Below are 21655 nucleotides of genomic sequence, written 5' to 3' on the forward strand. Positions count from 1 at the left end.
GGTTTCGGACGTTGCGCACGCGCATGGATTGGCGCGGCTGCATTGATCTTGTCTTCGGGGCGGAAGAGAGAAAGGCGAGAACTCAAGAGAGACCAACAGTAAAAAAGTACGGTGGCGTAGTGAATAAAAAACGAAAAAGTATCCTCTTCCTTTACCTTTCCTCCAATGCAAGTTCGAAGAACAGCCTCGCGACTCGCCTGCGAAGCAATGCCGCGGTTGGCTCACGTAAGACTCGTCCATTTGACATTGAGTGTAGAAGACGTAGGGTGAGGTAGAAAGGGAAAAGGAAATATTTCCTTGATATCGCTGAGAGTTGCCTCTTTTCCATATCCCCCTGTGTAATGTTGTCGAGCCATAGGCTCTGGCCCAGATCGTGAAGTTGTCGTGTCGGGTTCATGTCGTCTCCTGTTCAAGCTGCACCTGCAAAGCGACGCCAGCGAGCTGACCTTCGTCCGGAGCAGCGGCGGCCACAAGGTCGGCATCGTTAACGAGCAGTCGATCGGCCGTGGCTGCGCCCAGGAATTTCGCGCCATCTGCAGCGATCCGTGGAACATCTACCTGAACGAAAAATCCGGGAAGTTCAGCGAGCCGCTAATGCTCATCGGCCTGGCTGCAGGAATGTCTTTGATTGCGTGCGGCTGTTTACGGGCACCAGCGTAGTGGAGTCTCCGGCAGTGGCGGTGCACCGCCATCGCTCACTTGACCCGCATGTCGTTCTTGACGGAGGTAGCGCCGCCGACGGCGCGTGCCATGGCAAGCGCCTTGTTGATCGCGGACTGCGAACTCACGAAGCCGCTCAGTTGGACCGCCCCCTTGAAGGTTTCGACCTTGATCTCCACGGACTTCAGACCGGGCTCGTTGAATATGGCGGCTTTCACCTTGCTGGTGATAACGCTGTCGTCCACATACTCGCCGCTCCCCTCCTCTTTCGAGCTTGACGCGCAACCCGTGGCAGACAGCAGCATGACGGCCAGGAAGCTGCGCAAAGAAACTTGCCAATCTCTTTCATGATTGATTCTCGATATCGACGCTAAAGAGAGCTTCCCGAACCTCGCGCAAAGCCGCGTGGTACATCAGCAGCAGCGCGCTTGCGCCGACGACCGCCACATACAGGCTGTAGTGGTTGAATTCACCGACATCGGCCATCGCGAAGGTATTGAAGAGCCAGCCGCCGATGACGGCGCCGACAATCCCGAGAACGATGTCGATGACGGCACCCTGCCCGCTTTCGCTAACCATCTTTACGGCGCCGAACCCGGCGATGAGTCCCAGTACGATCCATGCGAGTAAGGACATGATTGCCTCCCGTGACTGCAGCTGTCGGACCTCATCACTCTCAGCATCAGGCGGCAGGGCCCAACAATCGCTGCCGCCTCTTCACACCCGTTCGCGCGCATTGTTCAGCGCTGCGACCGTATAAGGCCATCTCCCGGACCGCAACACGAAGCTGACGGCGGGCGACTCGCGCACCGTGTCCAGTGCTCAACAGCAGCGTAGTCACAAAGAAGCACGTGGTCTGTACGTTGGCGCGCATTATTCAGTGCGGGAGGCGAGGTTTTCGAGTGCCCCGGGCGGGGCGCGCCAAGGACCCGGACGGACCGGGCGCCGCCAGCCTGCCGCCTTCCTCCTCCCAGTCGACAAGAGCGGCCTCCTGGCGGCTTTTCGCTTTCCTGCGAAGCCTATGGACCATCAGTGGGGCGAAGGCCGCCGGACGCGCCACCTCGCCACTGAGCCGGGGCGGAGGCATGACGTCAATGAAGCGTCTATAGCTGGTCATGATGTGTTTCCTTTGCGAAAGCATCTGCCTCCGCGACCCTGACGCCGTGCGCGCCGTGCTGTGCCGAGCGGCGCACGGCAATGAATGGATCAGGAGGCGTTCGACAGTGGGTAATCCGACAGTTGGTAATCCTTGTTGCGTTTTTCGAAGCGCTTGATCTGCGCGTTGGCTTTGTCCTTGGTGATGCCGTAGGCTTCCTGAATCTTGCCCGAGAGTTCGGCCCGCTTACCGGCAATCACCTCAAGCTGCTCTTCAGTGAGGTGGCCCCATTGCGCTTTCACCTTGCCCTTGAACTGCTTCCAGTTCCCTTCGACGATATCCCAGTTCGTATCAAGCTCCTTGTATTTATGGCCCGAACGGCGAAATTGCCAGTCGGCCATCCTTCGTTGCAACCCGCTTTTCGCCACCAAAGCCTCGCGTAGAGCGACAGGCGAAGGAGGAAAAAGTGTACCGACCGCACTCGGCGGTCGTCGGATGGGCTGGAAACGCCTGATGACATGAGAAGCTTGGACGCATGACCCGGTGCCGTCTGTACGTTATCGTACGCAGGCCGAACTCGAGTGCCGCCGACGATGGCTGTGTTGGGCCTGGCGCGGGGTAGCAGTTGCCAGACAGCTGGCCGCTTGAACCGTTGGATGCCACGATTGACGACTGACCTCAAAACTCGCCGTCGATTCTGGTGCAGCGATTGTGCTTGCACCCTGACCTCGCCCTTATTCGTCGCCCCGGCGAAAATCGACCGTGCTCACATGCGGCAGCGGGAGATCCCTTGAATGTGCTTTTTGTGTACGCAAACGTACAGAGCTTTCGGCCCCAAACGGGTAGGGTAGGAACTAGTGACCTAGGCTCCCCGCATCCTCGCGATTGGGTCACTCAACCTCTAACGGAGAAATCACATGAACAGCATCATTTACCTCGTCGGCCTGGTCGTAGTCGTCATGTTTATCTTGTCGTTTTTTGGCCTGCGCTAGGGGTTGCAAAACTTGCCGCAGCTTCCAGTATCCGCGACCGAGGCGGGACGCGGACGCCAATCCGGCAAGGGGGCGTATGGCGCGGATGAAAGCAATCCGGCTCAAGATCCACTGGCTGCTCGACAAACGCCCAACCCGACCACAGCGTGCTGACCGAGAGCGGCGAAGAAGAAGAGTCCCTTTGCCTTCAGGAACGCTAGGCTTAAGGTCCTCGCGCCCGATGCCAAAGAGGCCCGCGGCGGGGACTCTCCAAGTTGGGTTGCGCGCGACAAGCGGTCGCGCGCGGTTGCGACATCCTATTTCTTGTCGCCCTTGGCGGCGTCCTGGATGGCATCACCGGCCTTCTCGACCTGCTGTCCAGCCTTCTCTGTCGTCTTGTCGATTTCCTTGCCCGCTTTCTCTGCCGGGCCTTCCTTCTTCTGGCAGCCGGGTAGTGCGATGAGCAGCGCGCTCATGAGCAAGGCTGCGCTGATTGATCCGCCGAGTTTCATCTCTGATTTCTCCTGGTAGTTTGATGGCCCCGCAGCGGCAGTGACCATGACGGTCGCGTCGACGGCGGGATCAGGGCAAGGAGCGGGCGCGAGGCAGCTGCCGGGAAGGCCAGGCGCATCGCGCTTCGCATCACTTGCTGACTTCGTGACCGATCACGCCGCCGACAACCGCGCCGCCGACCGTTCCGACGGCGCTGCCGCCCGTAAGAACGGCTCCTCCGACGGCACCGGCGCCGGCGCCAATGGCCGTGTTCTTGTCCTGCGACGACATGCCGGCACACCCACCGAGGCCGAACAAAACGCTTGCGGCGAGTGCGCCGAACGTAAATCTCTGAATCGTTTTCATGGCTTACCTCATTGTCGAACATGGTGTTTCGGGGAGCTCATGCCTGGTCGACCACGGCTCGCAACTTGCCCAAGCACGTTTTCGCCCGATCAAGGCAATGATCTCCTGGTTCTTTTCGCCAGAACCGCGCCGCATTAAATCCGCGGGCATTGCCGCGGTGCAGATACTCCAGATGTTCCGGCCTGGATCACTTGCCCGAGACTACGCAGACCCGCGTTGCCGGTCTGTCTGCCAGCGAACATAGGCGCAGCAGCGTGGCGGCTCTTCGCACGCGGCACAGCTTGCGGGCGTCGCCCCAGCGCGCCAGGAATGCCGCCAATGGCCGGCCCATCCTCTAGCCGCGGCTGCAGGTTTTCAACGCCACCGACGGTGTCGTCCGCGTGCCTCGCCGAAGGCCTGCTTGAGTCAATAAGTAACGGGCGTAGGCATTTCGCATCATGTATAGTAAGCACACCTTGAGCCTCCGCTACAGCCACCTCGGTGCCCTAGCCCTGCCCTTGCCCCACATCTTCAGCTAGCACGAGTTTTTCGTGTTGAGACAAAAGCCTTCGCACAGAGTCTGAAGCTGGGCATAGCCATGCCACATGATTTGATGTCCCGGGGGCGGATCGGTGGCACGGCCGAGGTAGCCACCCAGGCGAGCGACGAGAAGCACGGCATCACCCAGTTGTTTGGGCTGAGGCAGTCTTTTTTTTTGCATAGGCCTCGAGCACCTCGATTTCGAGGTCGGAGAAGAGGACGTCAGGGGGAAGCCCGGGACATTCTCTGCCGAGCAGGGTCATCAACATGATCCGCCAGGCAATCACCAGATGGATGGCAATGGCGCGTTGCAATCGCTCGGCGCTTCGATGCGCCAGGGCTTCGACGCGACACCCGCTCTTCAGGACGCGATGCCAGTCTTCAATGCGCCAGCGCAGGCAGTACCAGCGCAGACACTCCTGTGCCTGCTCGACGGTCGTGATTTCGCGCGTCGTCAGCAGAAACCACTCAAGCGCCTTGGCATCCTCTGGCGGAGCGGTTTCCCGCACGTGCACGACCCACAGCGTGATCGGCGCCTTCCCCTTGTGTGCGAGTGGTGGCGGTAGATCGACGCGCCGATAGCGCAAGGCGACCGCCGCACAGCGCTGCTTTCGCGGCGCACGGGCCTTCTGCTTGCTTTTCTTCGCTCGGGCACTTTGCCGAGGCACCGTGATATTCAAGCGGCCCTGCACCGGGCTTTGTCTGGCCGACTCGAAGAGACGCAGGGCCTCGCCGGTACAGCGGTCATGCTGGGCTCGGATCAAGAGATCGACGCGGGCGCGTTGGCGCTGCTCGTCGAAGAGCTCAAAGAAATCGGCCTCGCGATCCATGACACAGATCTGGCGTGTCGTGGGGAGCTCTTTGGCCAGTTGGCTGCACGTGCGCAAGCCCTCAATCCAGGCGAAGGTCTTCTTCTCTTCAATCGGCACCGGCGTCGCCCCCGGCGGCTCGTTCTTCGCCGTGGCGATCGGCGCCGAGCACTGCGCAGCCAGGACGCCGAGCGGCAGGCCGTCGGTGCTCACCACCAGGGTCGAATGCAGGTGCAGTCCCCGACTCTGGGCACCGGTCTGGTTGCTCCCGATCACCCCCAAGCCCCCGCATTGCGCGAGTCCGGAATAATTGAGGTCGCTGCCATCCTGGATGCACAGGACCGTCGCCTGCGCTTTCATCCGCTGCAGGGTCCGTTGGCGGTGCGGTGCCAGGATCGCTTCAAGGGTGACGGCCGAGTCAGCGGCCTGGTCGATCAGCCGGTAGTGCCCCTTGACCGCGGCGCGGTCGCCTTGTGCCGCGCCGGAGAACGCGCGTCCGGGCATCGCCGCCAGCGTGCAGGCACTATCGACCAGGCGTTGGCTGAGCCGCTCATCCCCCAGTGCGGCCCCGGCAAACTCCTGCGCCGCCCACGCGTTGCCCTCCAGTCCCTCGGCGATCGTCAGCGCCGGTAGGCCGATCGGTTCGGGAAGCCCCAGTCGGCTGCGCCAGTCCGACGCCAAGGGATAGGCGTAGATCGCTTTGACCGTCTTGTTCTTCTGATGCGCGCGGTCTTGGCGGCCTCGACCTCGGGTTTGCCCGATGGCCTCCCAGTTCGCCGCCCGGTAACAGGTTCCGGCAAAATGCGCGCTGTCGACGAAGCTTTCGACCAGCCAGGGCTGATACCCGTACTGCGTTTGGAAATCCCCGCCCAGGCGACGAAGAACCATGCCCAGCACACGCGAGGCCAGGTTGTGACAAGCGACTGACGGCCGAATCAGAAAGCGGCTCATGCCCACGACCCGGTGCAACTGTTGCCGGCGCGTCGTCGCGTCCCAGCCCATCCAGCGGTCCCGATCCGCCAGTTGCAGGGCGGCGGCGCCGAATCCCAGACCGCCCAGCCAACCATGCGCCGAGCCGATCAGGTAACGCATCTGTGCGCCCACCAGCGGCCCGGCCCCCTGTGGGTGTTCGCTCAGCATCAGTTCATTCCACAGCCGCATCTGATCGACCGTTTCAACCTGGAGTAGTGACAGTTCCTGAACCGCCTCCGCTTGCGCCGGTACACCGCTCGGCGCCTCGACCGGCTGTCCCAGGCGCCGTGGTCGGCGGCCTTCGACCGACACCCGCGGCCGTGCGCTGGGAAGGACAAAGTGACCGCCACGTTCCAACTCCCGCAGCGCCTTTATACAGCCACTGGTTTGTGCTTTCCCGCGCGCGTCGACAAAACCGAAGTGCCCGCACACCGCGCCAACAAACGCCGAACGCGTAGAATGACCAGAGCTACCCAGAAGGTTGCAGATCGTTTCGATCGAATCCGTTTGGGCTAGCGTTCGTTTAATCTGATGTTGTTTTTCCATCCCGTCAGGATGGCCGACCCGCCTTGAAAAGTCCAGCACTTATTGTGGGGCAAGGGCAGCCCTAGCCCGGTCGCAACTGATGAAGGGAGAACCGCCATGCCCTCGCTCCCGCATGTGTTTGCCGCGCATGACCCACGCCAGAACCACCTGCTCGCCGCCCTGCCAGCCGACGAATACGCACGCCTTCTTCCCAGTCTGGAGTCGGTGCCGATGCCGCTCGCCGAGGCGCTCTACGAGTCGGGCATTGAGATGCGCCACGTCTATTTCCCGACCACCTCGATCGTCTCCCTGCTCTATGTCATGGAGGACGGCTCGTCGGCTGAGATCGCCGTCGTTGGCAACGAGGGGATCGTCGGCGTGTCGCTCTTCATGGGCGGCGAAAGCACCTCGAGCCGAGCCGTGGTACAAAGCGCCGGGCACGCGTATCGCTTGAAGGGCCAGTTGCTGAAGGATGAGTTCTATCGCGCCGGCCCGATGCAGCGCCTGTTGCTGCGCTACACGCAAGCGCTGCTGACGCAGATGGCGCAGACGGCGGTGTGCAACCGCCACCATTCGCTCGACCAGCAGCTGTGCCGCTGGCTGCTGCTCTCCCTCGACCGCCTGTCCTCAAAGGAACTGGTGATGACGCAGGAACTGATCGCCAACATGCTCGGCGTGCGCCGCGAGGGCGTTACCGAGGCCGCCGGCAACTTGCAGCGCGCCGGCTTGATCGTGTATCAGCGCGGGCGCATCACCATACTCAACCGGCCGGGTCTCGAGGCGCGCTGCTGCGAGTGCTACGCGGTGGTCAGGAAGGAGTTCGAGCGCCTGCTCCCCGAGGTGGTCGCCTGGTAGGCCGAAGGATCGGCTTACCATCGCCATCGCTCCCGAAGTGTCGTGCGCGCTGCGTGGCAGCGCTGTGGCATGCGCCACCGCCAAGACCGTCGCCAATTTTCGGTCGAGCAGCAGCTCTGCCTTGATGACAATCGCTTGTCTGCCGAACAGCTGCTCATGACACCGGTACTGTTTGCCGGCATGCTTGGGGTGCGCCGGGAAGGAATTGGCGAAGCCGCCGGGGAAATTGCACGGTCATTGGCCGCCAAGGCGAGGCGCTATAACCTGCCCATCACCAACAGAACGAGCAGGATCAGCAGCACCAGGCCAACACCACCGCTCGGACCGTAACCCCATCCCCGGCTGTGTGGCCAGGCGGGAAACACGCCAAGCAGGATCAAGACGACAACGATCAATAGAATCGTTCCTAGTGACATTTCATTTCTCCTGGTAAAAGTACATCGTAGCGGTGCGGCGTTTGTGTACATCCGTGCTGCGCACCCGTGACACTTTCCTCGGGGCGACGTAGCTTGTCTGCCGGCTGTTGCCGCGCTTGCTCCAATATCACGACAGTTCTCCTTCTGCTGCTCTTGGCGACCATCGCCAGCAAGGTGGCTGAGCTCCGCAAGCGTTGCCATGCCCTTGATAGCGATCATACGCAGGCGAGAAAAAGCGTCTGTACGTCACCGCACACGGAACCAGGCTTCACCGCCTCCGAGGCCGGCCGGCGACGGTAATAGTCCTGTGTACGCCGGCGCACAGACGCGATTCCGGGTCGATGCGAGCATTGCATGCGGACGGATGTCGGCGCTCAAATGCATGTCCTACTGTCGACAGAGGCAGCGGCATGCCGCGAATGCGCTGTCCGCTTGCTCGTCATCACTGCTCACGCCGTCATCGCGTCGGTCGTGATGTCCCCACCATTCACTCGCCCCAAGGAACATGATGAATACCGAATTGATCGCCCAAAAAGGGACCATCGAAAGCACCAAGCACAAGCTGGTCGCAGATATCAGGAGCGTGGCCGAAGACGCCGACCACCTGCTGAAGAAAGCGAGCACTTCAACCACCGAGGGATGGGAGGCGGCGCGCACGCAGATCGGCGCCAAACTGAGCGAGGCCAGATCCCGACTCGACGACGCGCGAATCGCGGTGACCGACAACGCCAGGTCCGCCGCAGGTTCCACTAACGAGTATGCGGAAGACAATCCCTGGAAGGTCGCCGGGCTTGCCCTGGCCGTCGGACTGCTCATCGGCGTTCTTAGCAGTCGCCGTTGATCCAGACGTGGCGATGGCGCCGCTGCCTCTAGCGGCAGCGACGTCTCCGGCGCTGGCGGCGTAGTCTCTGGCGCTGGCCCCGAACTCTCTGCCCTTTCGGCAGCGCCCGCCTCGAGCGGCGCTTCGTTCTCCGCGGCTGCCTCGCGCCCCTTCTCCCACGGTGGCTTTGTACTCGGCGGCCGCGAGCTGCTGCCCGGGTTTTGATTCAGCCGATCGTGCAACTCCTTGACGCCGTGCAGCAGTCGCTTCGACACTTCCGGCAACAGCTCAGCTGGCAGCTCCTTCAGTCATTCGTCCGTCTGGAAAAGATCATGCTTGCTCAGGCGCATCGCGTCGTGGCTATCGTGCCGTCGTCATGGTCACAAATTACGCCGCAAAAACCATGGGGTTGGCGGCGTTTCTCAAGAGGGTGCGAACGGTTACGGGTGCTCGACGTCGCCTTTGGCGAGGATGCCAGCACCGTACGCAAAGACAAGGCCCCGCAGAATATTTCTCTCTTGAAGATGCTCGTTCTCGATTTGATTCGGCTGGATACGACCGATCAGAAGAAAACCAGCTTGCGCGTGAAGCGCAAGGCAGCCGCCGGGGATGACGACTTCCGGGCGAAGCTCATGGGCCTAATCAGACTGTGACGGCCGAGTGTCGAGGCCCTGATAAAGAGGCCAGGCTTGTGGGTCCATGGCCAGCCAGTTTGCCGCCAGCGGCCGTTGGCCGGCAAAACCCTCGGAACCGCAGCTGTCGTAACACGCGGACTCACCCTTTCGACCCAAAACAGAAGTTCGGCGAAATACAAAGCACACCTTCGCGGTGCTGCGAAACTACCGGGTCCGGGCGCCTTTTACGAACTCAAGTGAAGCCCGAAATAATTCGAGATCTTGCTCGTAGTCTGCTGCGTCGGCCCTATCGATTTGAATCCACTCCCTCGAACTTGCCATTCCACCGGGTTGGAATGGAACGACGTTGCTTCTCGAGAATTGCAAATCGGACGCAGTCAACGGTGTCCGGCTGCCTCATAGGTATGCCAACAACAATGGCCGCAACTGGGCCTCGTAGAGCGCCTGCGAGGCGGGTTTGTGAAAACAGTGCTTAAAAACCGCAGGACTTGGCGGCTCACCTTGGAGGTGTAGCGGAATACCGGGGCAGTCCAGTCGGGGCGATCGGTCCCGTCGGTCGCCGAGGTCTGGCGCCGGTCCTGCTTGCGCAAAGCCTTCTCGTCCACGATTCCGTGCTGCCCCATTCTGTAGTGCACCAGCAGGGCCACCAAGAGGCTGGTGACAACGGCCAGGCGGACCTGATTCTCGATGGCCGCCACACTGGCGCCCCATGCCTTGGCGAGGCTGAAGTCGTTCTTCCATGTGTCGAAACATTTCTCCTCCTCCCAGCGGCGGGAGTAGAGGAAGGCGATGACGCCGGGCGCGAGGTCGAACTCGTTGGTCAGAAACTCCACGAGATGTCCTCGTCGGCTGCGGAAGGTGATCAGGCGCCAGTGTTGGCGGGAACTGAGCAAGGTGATGCGCAGATCGTTGAGCACCCCGTCGTTGGCCGGGACATCCTCGATCTTTAAGGGCTCGGTGGACTCGACGCACAGGCTGCTTTTCATGCGCGTGATCATGGTCACGCCCAAGCTCTTTTTCCGGTCATCCCAAAACGTCGCGTCGATGAAAGCGCGGTCGACCAGCCACAGCGCGCCCTTGTCACGGGTCATGGCCTGCGCGGATTGGTCATAGTCGCGCAACAGAGTGATTTCGTGGCGACTGCGGGTGTCGACGTGCACGTCGGTGGGGCAACCCAGGCGCACGTCGTAGAAGCTCAACAGCGCGTGCCCCTTGGGATTGTCCGTCCCGCCCTGGCGGGGCGTACACCGCCCGTAGTGGGCGCTTTCGCTCTGATAGGTCCCATCCATTGCATACACCGGCCGTCCTTGCAGGGCTGGGAATTGCGCCAGGCGATCCGGCAGCGCGGCCCGGGCCTCGGTGAGCAACGGCGGCATCGCCGCCTCCAAGACCGTGCGGCGGCGGCGCGAGGACAGCGCGTCCGACCAGGTGGAACGTGCCAGCGGGACGCGCTGCGCCGTCCCCGGCTCGCAATGCAGCAGCGACTGCACCTGCTCGCGCAGGGTGCGCATGCCCTGCAGGTGGCGCAGCACCCCCAGGCCGATAAAATCCGCCATGCTCAACACTCGCGATACCGCGTCGGTACCGCGCACCTGCGCCAAGGCACGAGCCATCGGCGCCAACAATTCACCCAAGACGGTTTGGTTCATGAGGCTATCCATGACCGCAGTTAATCGTTCGGTATCCACAAGACACTCCAATAAGCTGTTGTTTATACAGCCAAAATTGCGAGTATTTTGCCAAACCTTTGTCAAGTGTTTTTCGCATTATTTTAAAAATATTTTTGCCGCCTCAATATCCGCGCCATAGAGCACGTCGATTTCGAACCTGCCGCTTTTCTATTAAATACTCAAATTATCCGCGTATAACACGACTGCGACGCCGCCTTGTGGTGGATTACCTGCTTCGGCCAAAATTCAAGCCGGACACCGTTGCGATTGGTCAGCAAGCGCCATTCGACCGGCTTGCAGCCGGCGGGCGCCCCGATTTCCGTGGCGATCAGGCAGGTCACTCTGATGTGGCGGCCGTCCGTGTCACGAGCCGGGAGGTCGACCGCATGGCTTCGCAACTGCTGGCGCACGATCCGTTTTGGCTGCCCGTGCCGCGATGCCAGAGTGAATTCGATCTCGCCGAGGGGCGCTTCGGCAAGAGTTGCCGCCCACAGTTTGCCGCCTTGCGGCAAACAGCGGTTGTGTTTGGCGCGAATCAGCCAGTCGGCCGGCGTTCCCAACGCCTGGGCGCGCTGCATCAGGCCGACGATGTCCGCTTCGCGGTCGGCCACATAGACCAATCGCGTTTGTGGCATCCCCGCCGCGGTTTCGGCGACCCGCTCGTAGCCTTCAATCCAGCGCGTGCTCTCGCTGATGCCCGGCCGGCTTCCGTCGGCCGCTTTCGCTTCTCTCGCCCACATCCAGGCGTCGATCACCCCGAGCGGTTCACGTTCCGGGGTCACCGCATAGGTCGGGTGCAGATACATGCCGCGCTGGGCTTCGTACGAGAGCGGCCCGAGTCCTTCGATCTCCTGACCGTTGAAGTCCAGTTCGGTGGTGTCCTGAAGGCACAACACCACCGGGTGTTGTGCCATGCGCCTTTGGCTGCAATCCATGTGCGGTTGCAGGATCGATTGCCAGTTCAACCCGCGCTTGCCAGCGTGGGCCTGATCGAAGAAACGGTACGCCGCCACAGTCTCCGCCCAATCCCCACAGGCACCCGGTATGCTCGCCGTCGGCTGCTCTGCAAAGCGTGTCGCCAGTTTGATCAGCCTCCGTCTCAGACGTCCGTCCCCCAGTTCAGCCCCGCCAAATTCGTCTCCCGCCCAGTTTGCCATCGCCCGATCCTTATGAAAATGGGAAAGGGAAAGCAAGGGGTATACCAGACAAAATCAGTCAACTATTTGTCAGGGCACATCGGGCGGCTACGTTATGCTGAGTGAGTTGTGTATAACGAATAAGGATAGATCGTGCGAAGCCACGATCTGATCCGTTTGTTGGACGAGCCCGGGCCGGAGCGCTGGGCGCGCCCTCTGCAAATATCTTTTTTGGATTTACCCCGCAGGCATGAATGCCGAAGGGCGGGGAGCGGGCCGTCGCCGCGCGCTGCGGCACCGTCAGCGAAGATCGCGCAAATCCGGCCGTTTTGGCGTCCCGGCCACTGAACTCCGGGCGACCCCGTCACTCAGCTTGGGGAAACTGAAGTCCCAAAGGCGGCCGGACAGCGCTGTGAAGGCGGCTTACACGATCAGGCAGCGATCGCGACGAGCGGTGGAGCAGCGACGAAGGCGGGCGATGTTGATCGAATACGCGTCCGGACAATTGACATCACGGAGCCACAGCACGGGCAAAGCATCGCTGGCCGCTCCTTGCGCGGCGGCGTGAAGCGGCTGGGATCGAACTTCAGCAAGCGGTGCAGCAAACTGATCAGGCGCTTGCAGTTGGCGTGCAGGAAGCCGAAATTGCGGGCGCGGCGAAAGCCCTTGGGTAGCACGTGCTGGAGGATCAGCCAGAGGAAATCGGCGCCGGCTAGCGAGCGCTTTTCCGACTTGCCGGTTTGTGCGTTGCGGTAGCGGAAGCTCACCCGCCCATCCTTACAAGCGAGGATGTCCTGTTCACGGATGACGCCGCGGTAGAGGTAACGACCGAGGTAGATCAGGGCCTTCTCGCCGCTGCCCACCGATTTGCAGTGCGCTACCCATTCCCGCGGATAGGACGCCGGCAGGCAAATGCCGGCCGCCTCGATCGCCGCCAGCATTTTGGCCCGGAAGACCTTGGCCATCGCCTTCTCGTTGAACAGGTAGGTGCCGTTCTTGCCGCGCCGCTTGCGTCGCCAGCGCTGCTTCGCGGCATCGATCGCTGCCGCGGGGACGACGAGATGGACATGCGGGTGGAAGTCGAGCCGACGCGAGTGCGTGTGCAGGACCGCGATGGCGCCGGGCGTGCCCTGCAACTGCCGGTCGTTCTGACTGAAGCGGTGCACCGTTTCCCAGGCACAGCGCATCAAGCCATCGAAGACGACGTCGGCGTGCGCCGCAGCGAGCCCGCGCAATTCGGCCGGCAGCGTGAAGGTCAGCAGAAAGTAGTCGGCCGGGACGAGGCGCTCTATCTGACGTTCCAGCCATTGCTGGCTCTCGTGGTGCTGGCAGTGCGGGCAAAGGCGATGGCCGCAGGAATGCGGAACGAGTTTTTGCTGATCGCAGCCTTCGCACTGGAGCTGCATCATCGGGCTGGCCGGGCCGCGGCAATCGCGCATCGCCGAGAGTGCCCGAAGCTGATCGAAGCTCAGGCGGTGGCGAAATTGCGTCATGAAGTCCGCTTCGAATTCGGCAATGACAGAGCCGAGGCGGATCATCGCGGCGTCCCCTTGCTCAGACAAAAGCGGTCCATCAGCGCGTTGATGCGGTCGATGGCGTGATGCCGGGTTTGATCCGTCAGATGGGTGTAGCGAACCGTCGTGAGAATCGAGTGATGGCCGAGAATGCTCTGCACCTCGGTGAGCTCGACGCCCGCCTCGATCAGGTGCGTGGCATAGGCGTGACGCAAACTGTGCGGCGAAATGTTTTTTTTAGCCCGCAGGATTCGACCACCGCCCGCAGTGCCTTCTGAACGCCGCTGCGATTGAGCGGTGTCCTGGCGCTGCTCGCACCTGGCAAGCCGCCGCGGCGATTGGGAAACAGCAGAACGGGATTACGGTGGCGCTGCCAGAAACAACGCAGGAGTCGGTAGGTGGCCGTCGGCAGCGGCACCAGGCGATCCTTGTTGCCCTTGGCATCGCGGATATGCACCCGCCCGCGCGCGCCGTCGATGTCGGCGACCGTCAGCCGTAAGCCTTCGCCCAGGCGCAGGCCGAGGCTGTAGAGGGTGAAGAAGAAAACGCGGTAACTGAGCACCTGCGTGGCCAGAAAAATCCGCTCGGTCTCCTCGACCGTGACGATGTCCGGCAGGCGCAGCGAGCGCGGCGGCTTGATCAGACCGGGCGCCACCCAGGGTTTCTTCAGCACGTGCTCGTAGTAAAACTTGAGCCCGTACAGATCGAGCTTGAGCGAACTCCAGGAGTGCGTCTCACGCAGGTCGGCTAAGTAATCCAACAGGTCGGCCTCGCTCAGATCGTCGATCTGATGAGCGAAGTAATCTCCCACCCGGCGGACGGCGCGCGAATACGCGTCGATCGTCTTCGGCTGCAAGCCCTTGAGCTTCAGGTGCTTCTGGTGCAGCTCGTAGTTCGTGTCAAAAATCGTCGTTGCGACAGCGGACATCTCTTCCATCTTGCGGTAACCTCGCATTCGTCATGAACGTCCCTCGGATGAGGGGCGAGGTCACATCTTGAGTCAACGCGACGACAGCACCGGGGTTTCCTCCGCGTAGCGGCTTCGTCCAACGAGATGCGTTTAGAGCCGGGCGGCGGGTTCCGGATCAGTTAGCCGACGTTCGCGCCTGACGATTCTTCGCCGCCTCTACGTCTCTTCCTGGCCGAAAACCGCTGCTCGCTGATCGTACTACAAAGCGGCCCTTGACAGAAAATCGAGCTTGCCGAGCGGCGGTCCGGCCCAGTGAATTAGAAGTCAGTGGACCCAAGAGATGGCACTTGCCTTTTGCGTGCGCCACTGCGTGCGCCACTGCGGACGGACAACAGGGCGTTCTCGGCGGCCTCATCCAGAGCGCTCCCGAGCGGCCGCGCGGCTTGTCGTACAGCGACAACGCGGCGCTTGGCCGTGCTGCACATCACGCCCGTTGAGCCTCGCCGCGGGGCTGCGAGCACAGCTTATCGACGGCCCGATTGCGAGAGCGCGATACTGCCGACGCGCCGTTGGCCTTCCTCGTTTTATCAAGGAGCCAATCTCATGACGCAGAAGCTCGTATCGCTGAATATCAGCGCCGACGACGTGGCGGCGATAGCCGCCGCGATCAATACCCGGCAAGGGAAACTCGCTGGCCTGCTCGAACTCTTGGCCGACCAGCGGCGCCGCCTGACCAGGATGGACGACAAGTCGGAAGCGTTTCGCGGGAAGACGCTGATGGTCCTGGCGCAGAACAAGCCGATTATCCCGCCGGAACTCGATCTCGCCGAAGCCGCGCGTGATCTCCACAAGCTCGGTCTCTTGCGACGATAGCTGGCCAGCCTGCGGCAGCTGCTGGCGCGCGCCGACGACAGCGAAATGGCGCTCGCTAACGACATCCTCAACGCCGCGCTCGCGGCTTGTGTGCTGGCCAGGGTCTTCGGCAAGGGCGCCGGGCTCGATGCCTTGAAAGAAACGGTGGCGGCTCGCTACAACCGCAAGCGTAAACCGAGCCCGGTCGCCGCTCCCTGAGAGCCGCGCCAGGCTTCGCCCTCGGCACGCAAGCATCGGAGATTCAGGCGCAAAGCTCCGACCGGCGATGGCAAGCTTCAGATTCCCTGCCGCAAGCGGATGAGCTTCGCTGGGCAAGCAGAAAAGCATGGGCCGCAAGGCAAAAAGGCTCGCACGCCAGGCGTCGATCTTCACTGCACATGAAAAATAGCCTCAAGTTCAAGTTTCTCGACCACGCGCGCGAGCCTTTCTGCTTGGCGCGCAAGAATAAAGATCATGCCGTGCAAGCCTCGCTGCTCGGCACGTCGAGCAAATAGGCTTGCGGGCCAGGCTCTTTGACTGGCGCGTGACGTTCGGAGTCTTGCCGCCACATTTCGGCATGACGCCGATCGAGCAAAGAGCTTCGTCGTCGCGCTTCTCGGTCTGCCGAACGCAGATCAAACTCTCGCCCGAAGAGCATACGGGCTTGCGGATCGAGCAAAAAGCCTCGCGCACGCGCTTGCCCGGCTACTGCGCGGGCTTCGCCAAGCTTTTCGGGCCACCTCGCGCACCGCGCAGGCGACTCGCTCCTTGACCGGGCCGATCGCTTTTCCGGGTGGCACGACGATCACCATCGGCCGCAGCGACGCGTGCGTGAGCCGGTGCGTGCAATAGCGTGCAGCGGCATGTGTGGCGCAACACCGCGTCGAGGGCGACGCTATCTTCGCGACGATCAATATGCCGCTGGGCAACGCGGGCAAGTGAGGCCGACACGTCGCCAACGAAAGCTCTCTGGATTGCCACGTCGGCTGCGCCTCCTCGCAATGACGCGGCGCGCCGATCACCCGCAGCGAGTGCTCGACGCCGCCATCACTTTTGCGGTAAAAAGGTAGCCATCTACCGGAGTTCGGAGCAGATGATGGGCTTGTCCAGCGAAGAACAACGACCGACTCTTGCCGGCTCGGCGGAGAGTACCAAATGGAGCACGCAGCGCGTGCTGCAGGTGCATCAGTGGGCGCCGACGATGCTCTCGTGGCGCTGTACTCGTGACGAGCGATTTCGTTTCACGCCTGGACACTACGCGCGTCTCGGCGTCGAAAGCGATGCCGGCGAGATCGTTTGGCGCCCTTTTTCGATGGTCTCGGCAGCCGCCGACGACGGCCTCGAATTCCTCGCCGTTTTGGTCCCTGGCGGCGCCTTTTCGAAGGTCCTGGCGAGCCTGAGCGTTGGCGACGCAATGCACTGCGAGCGGGCCAGTTTCGGCTTTCTCACCGTCGACCAGCTGGCCGCCGGTCGACAGCTGTGGATGCTGGCCAGCGGCAGCGGGCTCGGACCCTTCGTCTCCATTTTGCGCGATCCGTCGGTCTGGAGCCGTTTCGAACGGCTGTTCGTCGTCCATAGCGTGCGCCACGCTTCGGAACTCGCCTACCGTGCGGAAATCTGCGCGCTGGCCGACGACAACGCTGCCGTCGCCGGCAAGGCGCGCCTCGTCTATCTACCGGTGGTCACGCGTGAACCCGGCGCGACGGCGCTGCGCGCGCGAATCCCGCAACTCCTGGCAGACGGGCGACTTGAGGAGGCGCTGGAAACGCCGCTCACGGTCGAAGCGTCGCGCCTGATGGTCTGCGGCAACCCCGAGATGGCGCTCGAACTGCGGCGGATGCTTGGCGCGCGCGGTTTCGCTGCCGGTCGCCGCGGTATCGCCGGACAAATGGCTTTCGAGAAGTACTGGTAGGCCAGCAGCGCCCCGCAAACGCCCGGCGGCTTCTCGCGCGGCGCGGATTTTCCCGAAGAGCTGCTGCCAGACCGGCCAGGCGGGCTGCGTAACTCCGCAAGCATTTATCGCGACGGGCGACTGCATCCGACATGCCAGCTGCCGTTCCATCTGCCCTTCCATTCGACATGCCAGCTGCCGCCTCGGCGACGCTTTCGGCCGGCTGTCGCGGCTGCGGCGCTTGCTGCGCCGCTTTCCGCGTGTCGTTCTACTGGGCCGAGGCCGAGGTGCTCGGCTTACCGACGACGCTGATCGAGCAGATCGGCCCCTGGTACGCGTGCCTGGCCGGCACTGACGCGCCGTCGCCACGCTGCCTGGCCTTGCACGGTGAGCTGGGCAAGCGCGTGCTTTGCTCGGTCTACGAGCAACGCCCGTCGCCCTGCCGCGAAGTGCAGCCTGGCGACGGCCAGTGCACCAAGGCCCGCTGTCGGCATGCTCTGGCGGCGATCATCGCCAGCACGGGCGACGACGAATTCCGAGTTTCTGGAGGTCGGGTCCTGCCGAAAGTCTAGCGGTACGGCGCACGCGCGACGCGCCGCCGACGATCTCGCGCGACACGGTGACGGCTATCTGGGTTGGCCCGAGACGGCGCCCGTAGACGCGCTTATCATCAGCTGCGCACCCGATCACGGTCCGCCAGCGCTGCTCGATCAGCTCAAGGATGGCGGCCGGATGATCATTCCGCTCGGCGAAAGCGGCGACCAGACGCTCTCCCTGCTCAGGAAACGTGGCCACACGCTGCAGCAAGACGCCGCATTGCCGCTCCGCTTTGTCCCGATGACCGGTACGGGCGCCAATTGTTAATTCGCCGCGCTGATCGTCGGTGCGCGTCATCCGTGCTGTGGGTACGTTTCGATGGCGGCCGCGCCAGCGCATCGCGCTTTTCGGTGGCCTTGAGCATCAGCAGCAGGACCGTGCCAGCGGCGATCACCGCGGCCGCCAGGCAGAGGCCGGCCGAATAGCTGCCGAGACGCGTCGCCAGCCAGCCGGTGTGGCCACCGCGCTATGTCCCTGTTCAGCTGTCCGCCGCTGCAACAGCGCGGCGGCGGCCTCGGCGGCAACCCTGACGTAGCTGGTATCGCGGTGGATCAAAACGAGAACGTGGCAACCCTCGATAAGCAGCACCACCTCGCGGGCCAACTGCCTGGCGTCGGCGATGCCGTGCTCGGCCAGTGTATCGGCGAGCCAGGCTTCAACCGCAGCCTTGTGCCGACGCGCCGCAAGGCGCGCGGGATGGCCTGGCGAATCGGCGAACTCGATTGCCGCTCGGGTGAAGCCCGAGCCGCGCCAGTGGCTCTGCGCCGCCCAGCGCTCGAAGGCGGCGAACAGATTGGTCAGCATCTCGGCCGGGCCGCTGCTGCCGGGCTGCGCCCATTCCTGGATGCGCGCAAGCATCAGCGAGTGCTGGTCGGCGAGGACGGCATCGATCAGGGCGGCCTTGCTGTCGAAATGCTGGTAGAGCGTGCGCTTGGTAATACCCACCGCCGTGGCGATCGCATCGATACTTGTGCGCATGAAACCGGTCTTGTAGAAAAGCAGATAGGCGGCGGTGACGATCCTCTGCCTGGTGTTGCTCGCTCCCCTATCCATCGCCGCGTGTCTCCCGGAAGGTATACCGAGGAGTGAGTGTACTTCCAAAGCCACGCGGCTAGGATGAGATGCAGCGTCGGCGACCTTAGCGCCAGCGCCGGACGACAACGCTTAAGGAGCCAGACATGATGAGTCACCTCCCACTGAAAATCCGCGGCCTGAGAGTCCGTGCCGTCACCGTGCCGATGAGCGAGCCGCACCGCACAGCCAGCGGCACCATCACCGAGTCGCCGCTGGTGCTGACCGACGTGATTACCGACCAGGGCGTCGTCGGGCACAGCTACGTTTTCTGCTACTCGGCTATGGCGCTCAAGCCGACTGCGCTTCTCATCGCTGGGCTCGAAGCGCTGATCGCCGGCCGTGACCTTGCGCCGCTGGCGATCCAGCAACTGCTCGGCAAGCGCTTCCGCCTGCTCGGCCCGCAGGGGCTCACCGGCATCGCCATGGCGGCGATCGACATGGCCGTTTGGGACGCGCTCGCTCGCGCCTGCGGCCTGCCGCTGGTCCGCCTGCTCGGCGGCGAGCCGAAACCGATTCCCGCCTACGGCGCCACCGGCTACGACGGCGCCGCGGGTTCGGCGCGGGTCGCCGGCGCCTGGGCAGAACGCGGCATCAAGGGCGTCAAGGCCAAGATCGGCTACCCAGATGTCGGCGAAGATATCGCCGTCGTCCGCGCGATGCGGCAAGCAGTTGGCGACGGCGTCGCGCTGATGGTCGATTACAACCAGTCGCTGTCGCCGGTCGATGCGATCGAGCGCGGTCGCCGCCTCGACGATGAAGGCCTGGCCTGGATCGAAGAACCCACCCTGGCGCACGACTACGCCGGCCACGCCCGTGTCGCCGCCGCCCTGCAGACACCGATTCAATGCGGCGAAAACTGGTGGGGCGCACAGGACATGCGCACGGCGATCGACGCCCAGGCCTCCGACTACATGATGCCCGATGTCATGAAGATCGGCGGTGTCAGCGGCTGGTTGCAGGCCGCCGCTCTCGGCGCAATGCACGGCATCCGGCTCTCCAACCACCTTTTTATCGAGGTCAGCACGCATCTGTTGTGCGCAACGCCGACTGCGCACTGGCTCGAATACGCCGAATGGTTCAACCCGATCATCGAGCAGCCGCTGCGCATCGTTGACGGCTGCGCGGTACTCGACGAAAGGCCGGGATCGGGAGTCGAGTGGAACGAGGAGGCGGTGAGCCGCTATCTGGTCAATTGATCGGAGCGCTCAATTCGGACGTCTCGCAAGCATCAGGCGGCCAGACCGAAGAAATGCGGGTCTTGAGGCGGTGTGCCATCGCCTGGACGGCGGAAGCGTCGTCGGCCAGCGTTGCGGGTTCGCTGAAACGGTCCCGCCAATGCGGATGATGTTCGTCGCGCTGGCCCTGGGTGGGCCCGAGGCTGCGCCCTTCGACGCGATTATTGTCACCTGCGCCCGCGATCACGGTCCGCCAGCGCTGCTCGACCAGCTCAAGGATGGCGGGCGGATGAGCATTCCGGTCGGCGAAAGCGGCGATCAGACGCTCTCCCTGCTCAGCAAACGTGGCCACACCTTGCAGCAAGACGCCGTAGTGCCGCTCCGCTTTGTCCCGATCACCGGCACGGGCGCCAATGGTTAATTCGCCGCGCTGATCGTCGGTGCGCGTCATCCGTGCTGTGGCGAGGTTTCGATGGCCGCCAGACGCGCCACGGCATCGCGCTTTTCGGTGGCCTTGAGCAGCAGCAGCAGTACCGTGCCAACGGCCATCACCGCCGCCGCCAGGTAGAGGCCGCCGACATAGCTGCCGAGACGCATCGCCAGCCAGCCGGTGATCAGCGGGGCGATGATCTGCGCCGTGCCGTAGGCGACCGTCATCTTGCCCATCATCTTGGCCGGTCGCGTCGGATAGTAACGACCGGCCATGGTCAACACCAGGCTCACCGTGCCGATGAAGCTGCCGCCGAAGAGCAGCGCGCCGGCCAAGGCCGCCGCCAGGCTGTCACCGGTGACCGGCAGCAGGATGCCGACGACCTGCAGCAAGGCCGTCAGGATCAAGGCATTGACCTCACCCGTGCGGCGGGCGATCAGGTCCCAGACGATGCACGCCGGCGCCGCCGCCACACCAATCGCCAGGAAGACCAGCGTGCCGCTGCCGGAAAGGCCGGGGAGATGGTCGATGATGGCGACGATAAACGTGGCGCTGACGACGTAACCGACGCCGGCGCAGAAATACGCCGCCATCAGCAGGCGCATGAAACTCGCGCTCGGTGGCGTGTCCACCATCGCCTGCCCGCTCTTGGTCAGCATGCTGCGATCGGGTGCCGGCAGCCAGCGCAGCGCGGGGATGAGCAGCAGCGCCCCGAACAACGTGAACACCAACCACTGCTCGCGCCAGTCCAGCCAATGGCTCATCACTTGCACGGCGGCCGCACAGCTGGCAATTCCCAGACCGATCCCCGAAAAATGGATCCCGAGTTCGCTGCGGTGATGATGGCGAATCAACCAATTGAGGATCAGCCCGGTGCCGAGCAGCATGCCGGCTGCACTGGCCAGGCCGGCAACGAAACGCGACAGCGCCCACACGGTCAGGTCGGTGGTCAAGCCCATCACCGCGGTACTGACAACCGCCACCACCAGGCCGATCCGGTACAGGCGGTCCTTGAGCACCAGATCGCTGATCAGCGAGGCGACGACGGCGCCGCTCAGGTAGCCGGCGTAGTTGATCGCTGCCAGCCAGGCGGCTGCGGCAACGCCGAGTCCCGCCTGTTGCTGCATCAGCGGCAGCAACGGCGTATAGGCAAAGCGGGCGACGCCGAGGACCAGCATCAGGCTGCAGATGCCGGCGCCGAGGACTCGGATACGTTCTTGCTGCTCGTTCATGGCCAAGCTTCCCTGTGGTCTGGTGCCGACAAGATAAC

At 63.1% G+C, this 21655-nt stretch carries 23 protein-coding genes and 2 pseudogenes; 11 read left to right on the top strand and 14 right to left on the bottom strand.

Annotated elements, in window-relative coordinates; genetic code table 11:
* The first annotated feature begins 384 nt into the window (after positions 1-384).
* Entirely contained in the window at positions 385-660 is a 276-nt protein-coding gene (locus tag QZ656_RS23505) for a hypothetical protein (protein WP_291995672.1), read from the top strand.
* 35 nt (positions 661-695) lie between these two features.
* On the opposite strand, the gene QZ656_RS23510 is transcribed toward QZ656_RS23505, so the two are convergent.
* The 7 genes from QZ656_RS23510 to QZ656_RS23540 all read right to left on the bottom strand — a co-directional run bounded on the left by QZ656_RS23510 (position 696) and on the right by QZ656_RS23540 (position 6431).
* A complete protein-coding gene (locus tag QZ656_RS23510; protein WP_291995714.1) occupies positions 696-965 on the bottom strand; it encodes a BON domain-containing protein in 270 nt (89 codons plus the stop codon).
* A gap of 40 nt (positions 966-1005) precedes the next feature.
* Positions 1006-1296 carry a GlsB/YeaQ/YmgE family stress response membrane protein gene (locus tag QZ656_RS23515; RefSeq protein WP_291995673.1) on the bottom strand — a complete coding sequence of 97 codons (291 nt, stop codon included), beginning with the start codon at positions 1294-1296 and terminating at the stop codon, positions 1006-1008.
* A 570-nt stretch (positions 1297-1866) separates the two neighbouring features.
* Positions 1867-2157, bottom strand: a complete 291-nt coding sequence (locus QZ656_RS23520; RefSeq protein WP_291995674.1) for a CsbD family protein — start codon at positions 2155-2157, stop codon at positions 1867-1869.
* 887 nt (positions 2158-3044) lie between these two features.
* Positions 3045-3287 (bottom strand): hypothetical protein, encoded by a 243-nt coding sequence (locus QZ656_RS23525; protein ID WP_291995675.1) that lies wholly within the window; start codon positions 3285-3287, stop codon positions 3045-3047.
* A gap of 82 nt (positions 3288-3369) precedes the next feature.
* Positions 3370-3585, bottom strand: a complete 216-nt coding sequence (locus QZ656_RS23530) for a glycine zipper 2TM domain-containing protein (protein WP_291995676.1) — start codon at positions 3583-3585, stop codon at positions 3370-3372.
* A gap of 514 nt (positions 3586-4099) precedes the next feature.
* A complete protein-coding gene (locus QZ656_RS23535; protein WP_291995677.1) occupies positions 4100-4285 on the bottom strand; it encodes an IS4 family transposase in 186 nt (61 codons plus the stop codon).
* Complete coding sequence (locus tag QZ656_RS23540) at positions 4245-6431, bottom strand: IS4 family transposase (RefSeq protein ID WP_291995678.1); 2187 nt, start codon at positions 6429-6431, stop codon at positions 4245-4247. The genes QZ656_RS23535 and QZ656_RS23540 overlap by 41 nt, the downstream gene beginning before the upstream one ends.
* 96 nt (positions 6432-6527) lie before the next feature.
* On the opposite strand from QZ656_RS23540, the gene QZ656_RS23545 reads away from it, so the two are divergent.
* A complete protein-coding gene (locus QZ656_RS23545) occupies positions 6528-7265 on the top strand; it encodes a Crp/Fnr family transcriptional regulator (RefSeq protein ID WP_291995679.1) in 738 nt (245 codons plus the stop codon).
* 257 nt (positions 7266-7522) lie between these two features.
* Here the strand turns inward: QZ656_RS23545 and QZ656_RS23550 are convergent, their stop codons facing one another.
* Positions 7523-7681, bottom strand: a complete 159-nt coding sequence (locus QZ656_RS23550; RefSeq protein WP_291995680.1) for a DUF3309 family protein — start codon at positions 7679-7681, stop codon at positions 7523-7525.
* 508 nt (positions 7682-8189) lie between these two features.
* Between QZ656_RS23550 and QZ656_RS23555 the strand changes: the two genes are divergently transcribed.
* Complete coding sequence (locus QZ656_RS23555; protein WP_291995681.1) at positions 8190-8522, top strand: DUF883 family protein; 333 nt, start codon at positions 8190-8192, stop codon at positions 8520-8522.
* Between the two features lie 200 nt (positions 8523-8722).
* Positions 8723-9154: a hypothetical protein gene (locus tag QZ656_RS23560; RefSeq protein ID WP_291995682.1), complete on the top strand. Its 432-nt coding sequence runs from the start codon at positions 8723-8725 to the stop codon at positions 9152-9154.
* Between the two features lie 359 nt (positions 9155-9513).
* On the opposite strand, the gene QZ656_RS23565 is transcribed toward QZ656_RS23560, so the two are convergent.
* The 4 genes and pseudogenes from QZ656_RS23565 to QZ656_RS23585 all read right to left on the bottom strand — a co-directional run bounded on the left by QZ656_RS23565 (position 9514) and on the right by QZ656_RS23585 (position 14411).
* On the bottom strand, positions 9514-10824 hold the full coding sequence (locus QZ656_RS23565; RefSeq protein WP_291995683.1) for an IS4 family transposase: 1311 nt from the start codon (positions 10822-10824) through the stop codon (positions 9514-9516).
* Positions 10825-11069: 245 nt separating this feature from the next.
* A pseudogene (locus tag QZ656_RS23570) lies at positions 11070-11963 on the bottom strand (IS4 family transposase); the annotation flags it as partial.
* 410 nt (positions 11964-12373) lie between these two features.
* Entirely contained in the window at positions 12374-13480 is a 1107-nt protein-coding gene (locus QZ656_RS23575) for a transposase (RefSeq protein WP_291991620.1), read from the bottom strand.
* Positions 13477-14411 (bottom strand): annotated as a pseudogene (locus QZ656_RS23585) (site-specific integrase). Before QZ656_RS23585 ends, QZ656_RS23575 begins: the two are co-directional and overlap by 4 nt.
* 558 nt (positions 14412-14969) lie before the next feature.
* On the opposite strand from QZ656_RS23585, the gene QZ656_RS23590 reads away from it, so the two are divergent.
* The 5 genes from QZ656_RS23590 (at position 14970) to QZ656_RS23610 (ending at position 17973) form a co-directional block, all read left to right on the top strand.
* Positions 14970-15239 (top strand): hypothetical protein, encoded by a 270-nt coding sequence (locus QZ656_RS23590; protein ID WP_291995684.1) that lies wholly within the window; start codon positions 14970-14972, stop codon positions 15237-15239.
* Between the two features lie 45 nt (positions 15240-15284).
* The gene (locus QZ656_RS23595; RefSeq protein WP_291995685.1) at positions 15285-15437 is read left to right on the top strand and encodes a hypothetical protein; all 153 of its coding nucleotides are present in this window, start codon (positions 15285-15287) and stop codon (positions 15435-15437) included.
* 874 nt (positions 15438-16311) lie between these two features.
* Positions 16312-17130: a ferredoxin--NADP reductase gene (locus QZ656_RS23600; RefSeq protein ID WP_291995686.1), complete on the top strand. Its 819-nt coding sequence runs from the start codon at positions 16312-16314 to the stop codon at positions 17128-17130.
* Positions 17131-17297: 167 nt separating this feature from the next.
* On the top strand, positions 17298-17681 hold the full coding sequence (locus tag QZ656_RS23605) for a YkgJ family cysteine cluster protein (protein ID WP_291995687.1): 384 nt from the start codon (positions 17298-17300) through the stop codon (positions 17679-17681).
* Positions 17602-17973 (top strand): hypothetical protein, encoded by a 372-nt coding sequence (locus tag QZ656_RS23610; RefSeq protein ID WP_291995688.1) that lies wholly within the window; start codon positions 17602-17604, stop codon positions 17971-17973. The genes QZ656_RS23605 and QZ656_RS23610 overlap by 80 nt, the downstream gene beginning before the upstream one ends.
* A 123-nt stretch (positions 17974-18096) precedes the next feature.
* On the opposite strand, the gene QZ656_RS23615 is transcribed toward QZ656_RS23610, so the two are convergent.
* Positions 18097-18759: a TetR/AcrR family transcriptional regulator gene (locus tag QZ656_RS23615; protein ID WP_291995689.1), complete on the bottom strand. Its 663-nt coding sequence runs from the start codon at positions 18757-18759 to the stop codon at positions 18097-18099.
* A 125-nt stretch (positions 18760-18884) separates the two neighbouring features.
* Here QZ656_RS23615 and QZ656_RS23620 point away from each other — a divergent pair, with 125 nt between their 5' ends.
* A complete protein-coding gene (locus QZ656_RS23620) occupies positions 18885-19976 on the top strand; it encodes an enolase C-terminal domain-like protein (protein WP_366522227.1) in 1092 nt (363 codons plus the stop codon).
* 148 nt (positions 19977-20124) lie between these two features.
* Positions 20125-20376 (top strand): hypothetical protein, encoded by a 252-nt coding sequence (locus QZ656_RS24235; RefSeq protein ID WP_366522228.1) that lies wholly within the window; start codon positions 20125-20127, stop codon positions 20374-20376.
* 26 nt (positions 20377-20402) lie between these two features.
* Here QZ656_RS24235 and QZ656_RS23630 read toward each other — a convergent pair whose 3' ends face one another.
* Positions 20403-21617 (bottom strand): YbfB/YjiJ family MFS transporter, encoded by a 1215-nt coding sequence (locus QZ656_RS23630; RefSeq protein WP_291995690.1) that lies wholly within the window; start codon positions 21615-21617, stop codon positions 20403-20405.
* Positions 21618-21655: the final 38 nt, after the last annotated feature.

The sequence above is a fragment of the Candidatus Accumulibacter sp. ACC003 genome (assembly GCF_907163085.1).
Taxonomy (GTDB): domain Bacteria; phylum Pseudomonadota; class Gammaproteobacteria; order Burkholderiales; family Rhodocyclaceae; genus Accumulibacter.

Bases quoted from the DNA above. Each gene is read 5' to 3' on its own strand.
- QZ656_RS23510 (WP_291995714.1), bottom strand. From the start codon at position 965: ATGCTGCTGTCTGCCACGGGTTGCGCGTCAAGCTCGAAAGAGGAGGGG.
- QZ656_RS23515 (WP_291995673.1), bottom strand. From the start codon at position 1,296: ATGTCCTTACTCGCATGGATCGTACTGGGACTCATCGCCGGGTTCGGC.
- QZ656_RS23520 (WP_291995674.1), bottom strand. From the start codon at position 2,157: ATGGCCGACTGGCAATTTCGCCGTTCGGGCCATAAATACAAGGAGCTT.
- QZ656_RS23525 (WP_291995675.1), bottom strand. From the start codon at position 3,287: ATGGTCACTGCCGCTGCGGGGCCATCAAACTACCAGGAGAAATCAGAG.
- QZ656_RS23530 (WP_291995676.1), bottom strand. From the start codon at position 3,585: ATGAAAACGATTCAGAGATTTACGTTCGGCGCACTCGCCGCAAGCGTT.
- QZ656_RS23535 (WP_291995677.1), bottom strand. From the start codon at position 4,285: ATGCAAAAAAAAAGACTGCCTCAGCCCAAACAACTGGGTGATGCCGTG.
- QZ656_RS23540 (WP_291995678.1), bottom strand. From the start codon at position 6,431: ATGGAAAAACAACATCAGATTAAACGAACGCTAGCCCAAACGGATTCG.
- QZ656_RS23545 (WP_291995679.1), top strand. From the start codon at position 6,528: ATGCCCTCGCTCCCGCATGTGTTTGCCGCGCATGACCCACGCCAGAAC.
- QZ656_RS23550 (WP_291995680.1), bottom strand. From the start codon at position 7,681: ATGTCACTAGGAACGATTCTATTGATCGTTGTCGTCTTGATCCTGCTT.
- QZ656_RS23555 (WP_291995681.1), top strand. From the start codon at position 8,190: ATGAATACCGAATTGATCGCCCAAAAAGGGACCATCGAAAGCACCAAG.
- QZ656_RS23575 (WP_291991620.1), bottom strand. From the start codon at position 13,480: ATGATCCGCCTCGGCTCTGTCATTGCCGAATTCGAAGCGGACTTCATG.
- QZ656_RS23590 (WP_291995684.1), top strand. From the start codon at position 14,970: ATGACGCAGAAGCTCGTATCGCTGAATATCAGCGCCGACGACGTGGCG.
- QZ656_RS23595 (WP_291995685.1), top strand. From the start codon at position 15,285: ATGGCGCTCGCTAACGACATCCTCAACGCCGCGCTCGCGGCTTGTGTG.
- QZ656_RS23600 (WP_291995686.1), top strand. From the start codon at position 16,312: ATGATGGGCTTGTCCAGCGAAGAACAACGACCGACTCTTGCCGGCTCG.
- QZ656_RS23605 (WP_291995687.1), top strand. From the start codon at position 17,298: ATGCCAGCTGCCGCCTCGGCGACGCTTTCGGCCGGCTGTCGCGGCTGC.
- QZ656_RS23610 (WP_291995688.1), top strand. From the start codon at position 17,602: ATGCTCTGGCGGCGATCATCGCCAGCACGGGCGACGACGAATTCCGAG.
- QZ656_RS23615 (WP_291995689.1), bottom strand. From the start codon at position 18,759: ATGGATAGGGGAGCGAGCAACACCAGGCAGAGGATCGTCACCGCCGCC.
- QZ656_RS23620 (WP_366522227.1), top strand. From the start codon at position 18,885: ATGATGAGTCACCTCCCACTGAAAATCCGCGGCCTGAGAGTCCGTGCC.
- QZ656_RS24235 (WP_366522228.1), top strand. From the start codon at position 20,125: ATGTTCGTCGCGCTGGCCCTGGGTGGGCCCGAGGCTGCGCCCTTCGAC.
- QZ656_RS23630 (WP_291995690.1), bottom strand. From the start codon at position 21,617: ATGAACGAGCAGCAAGAACGTATCCGAGTCCTCGGCGCCGGCATCTGC.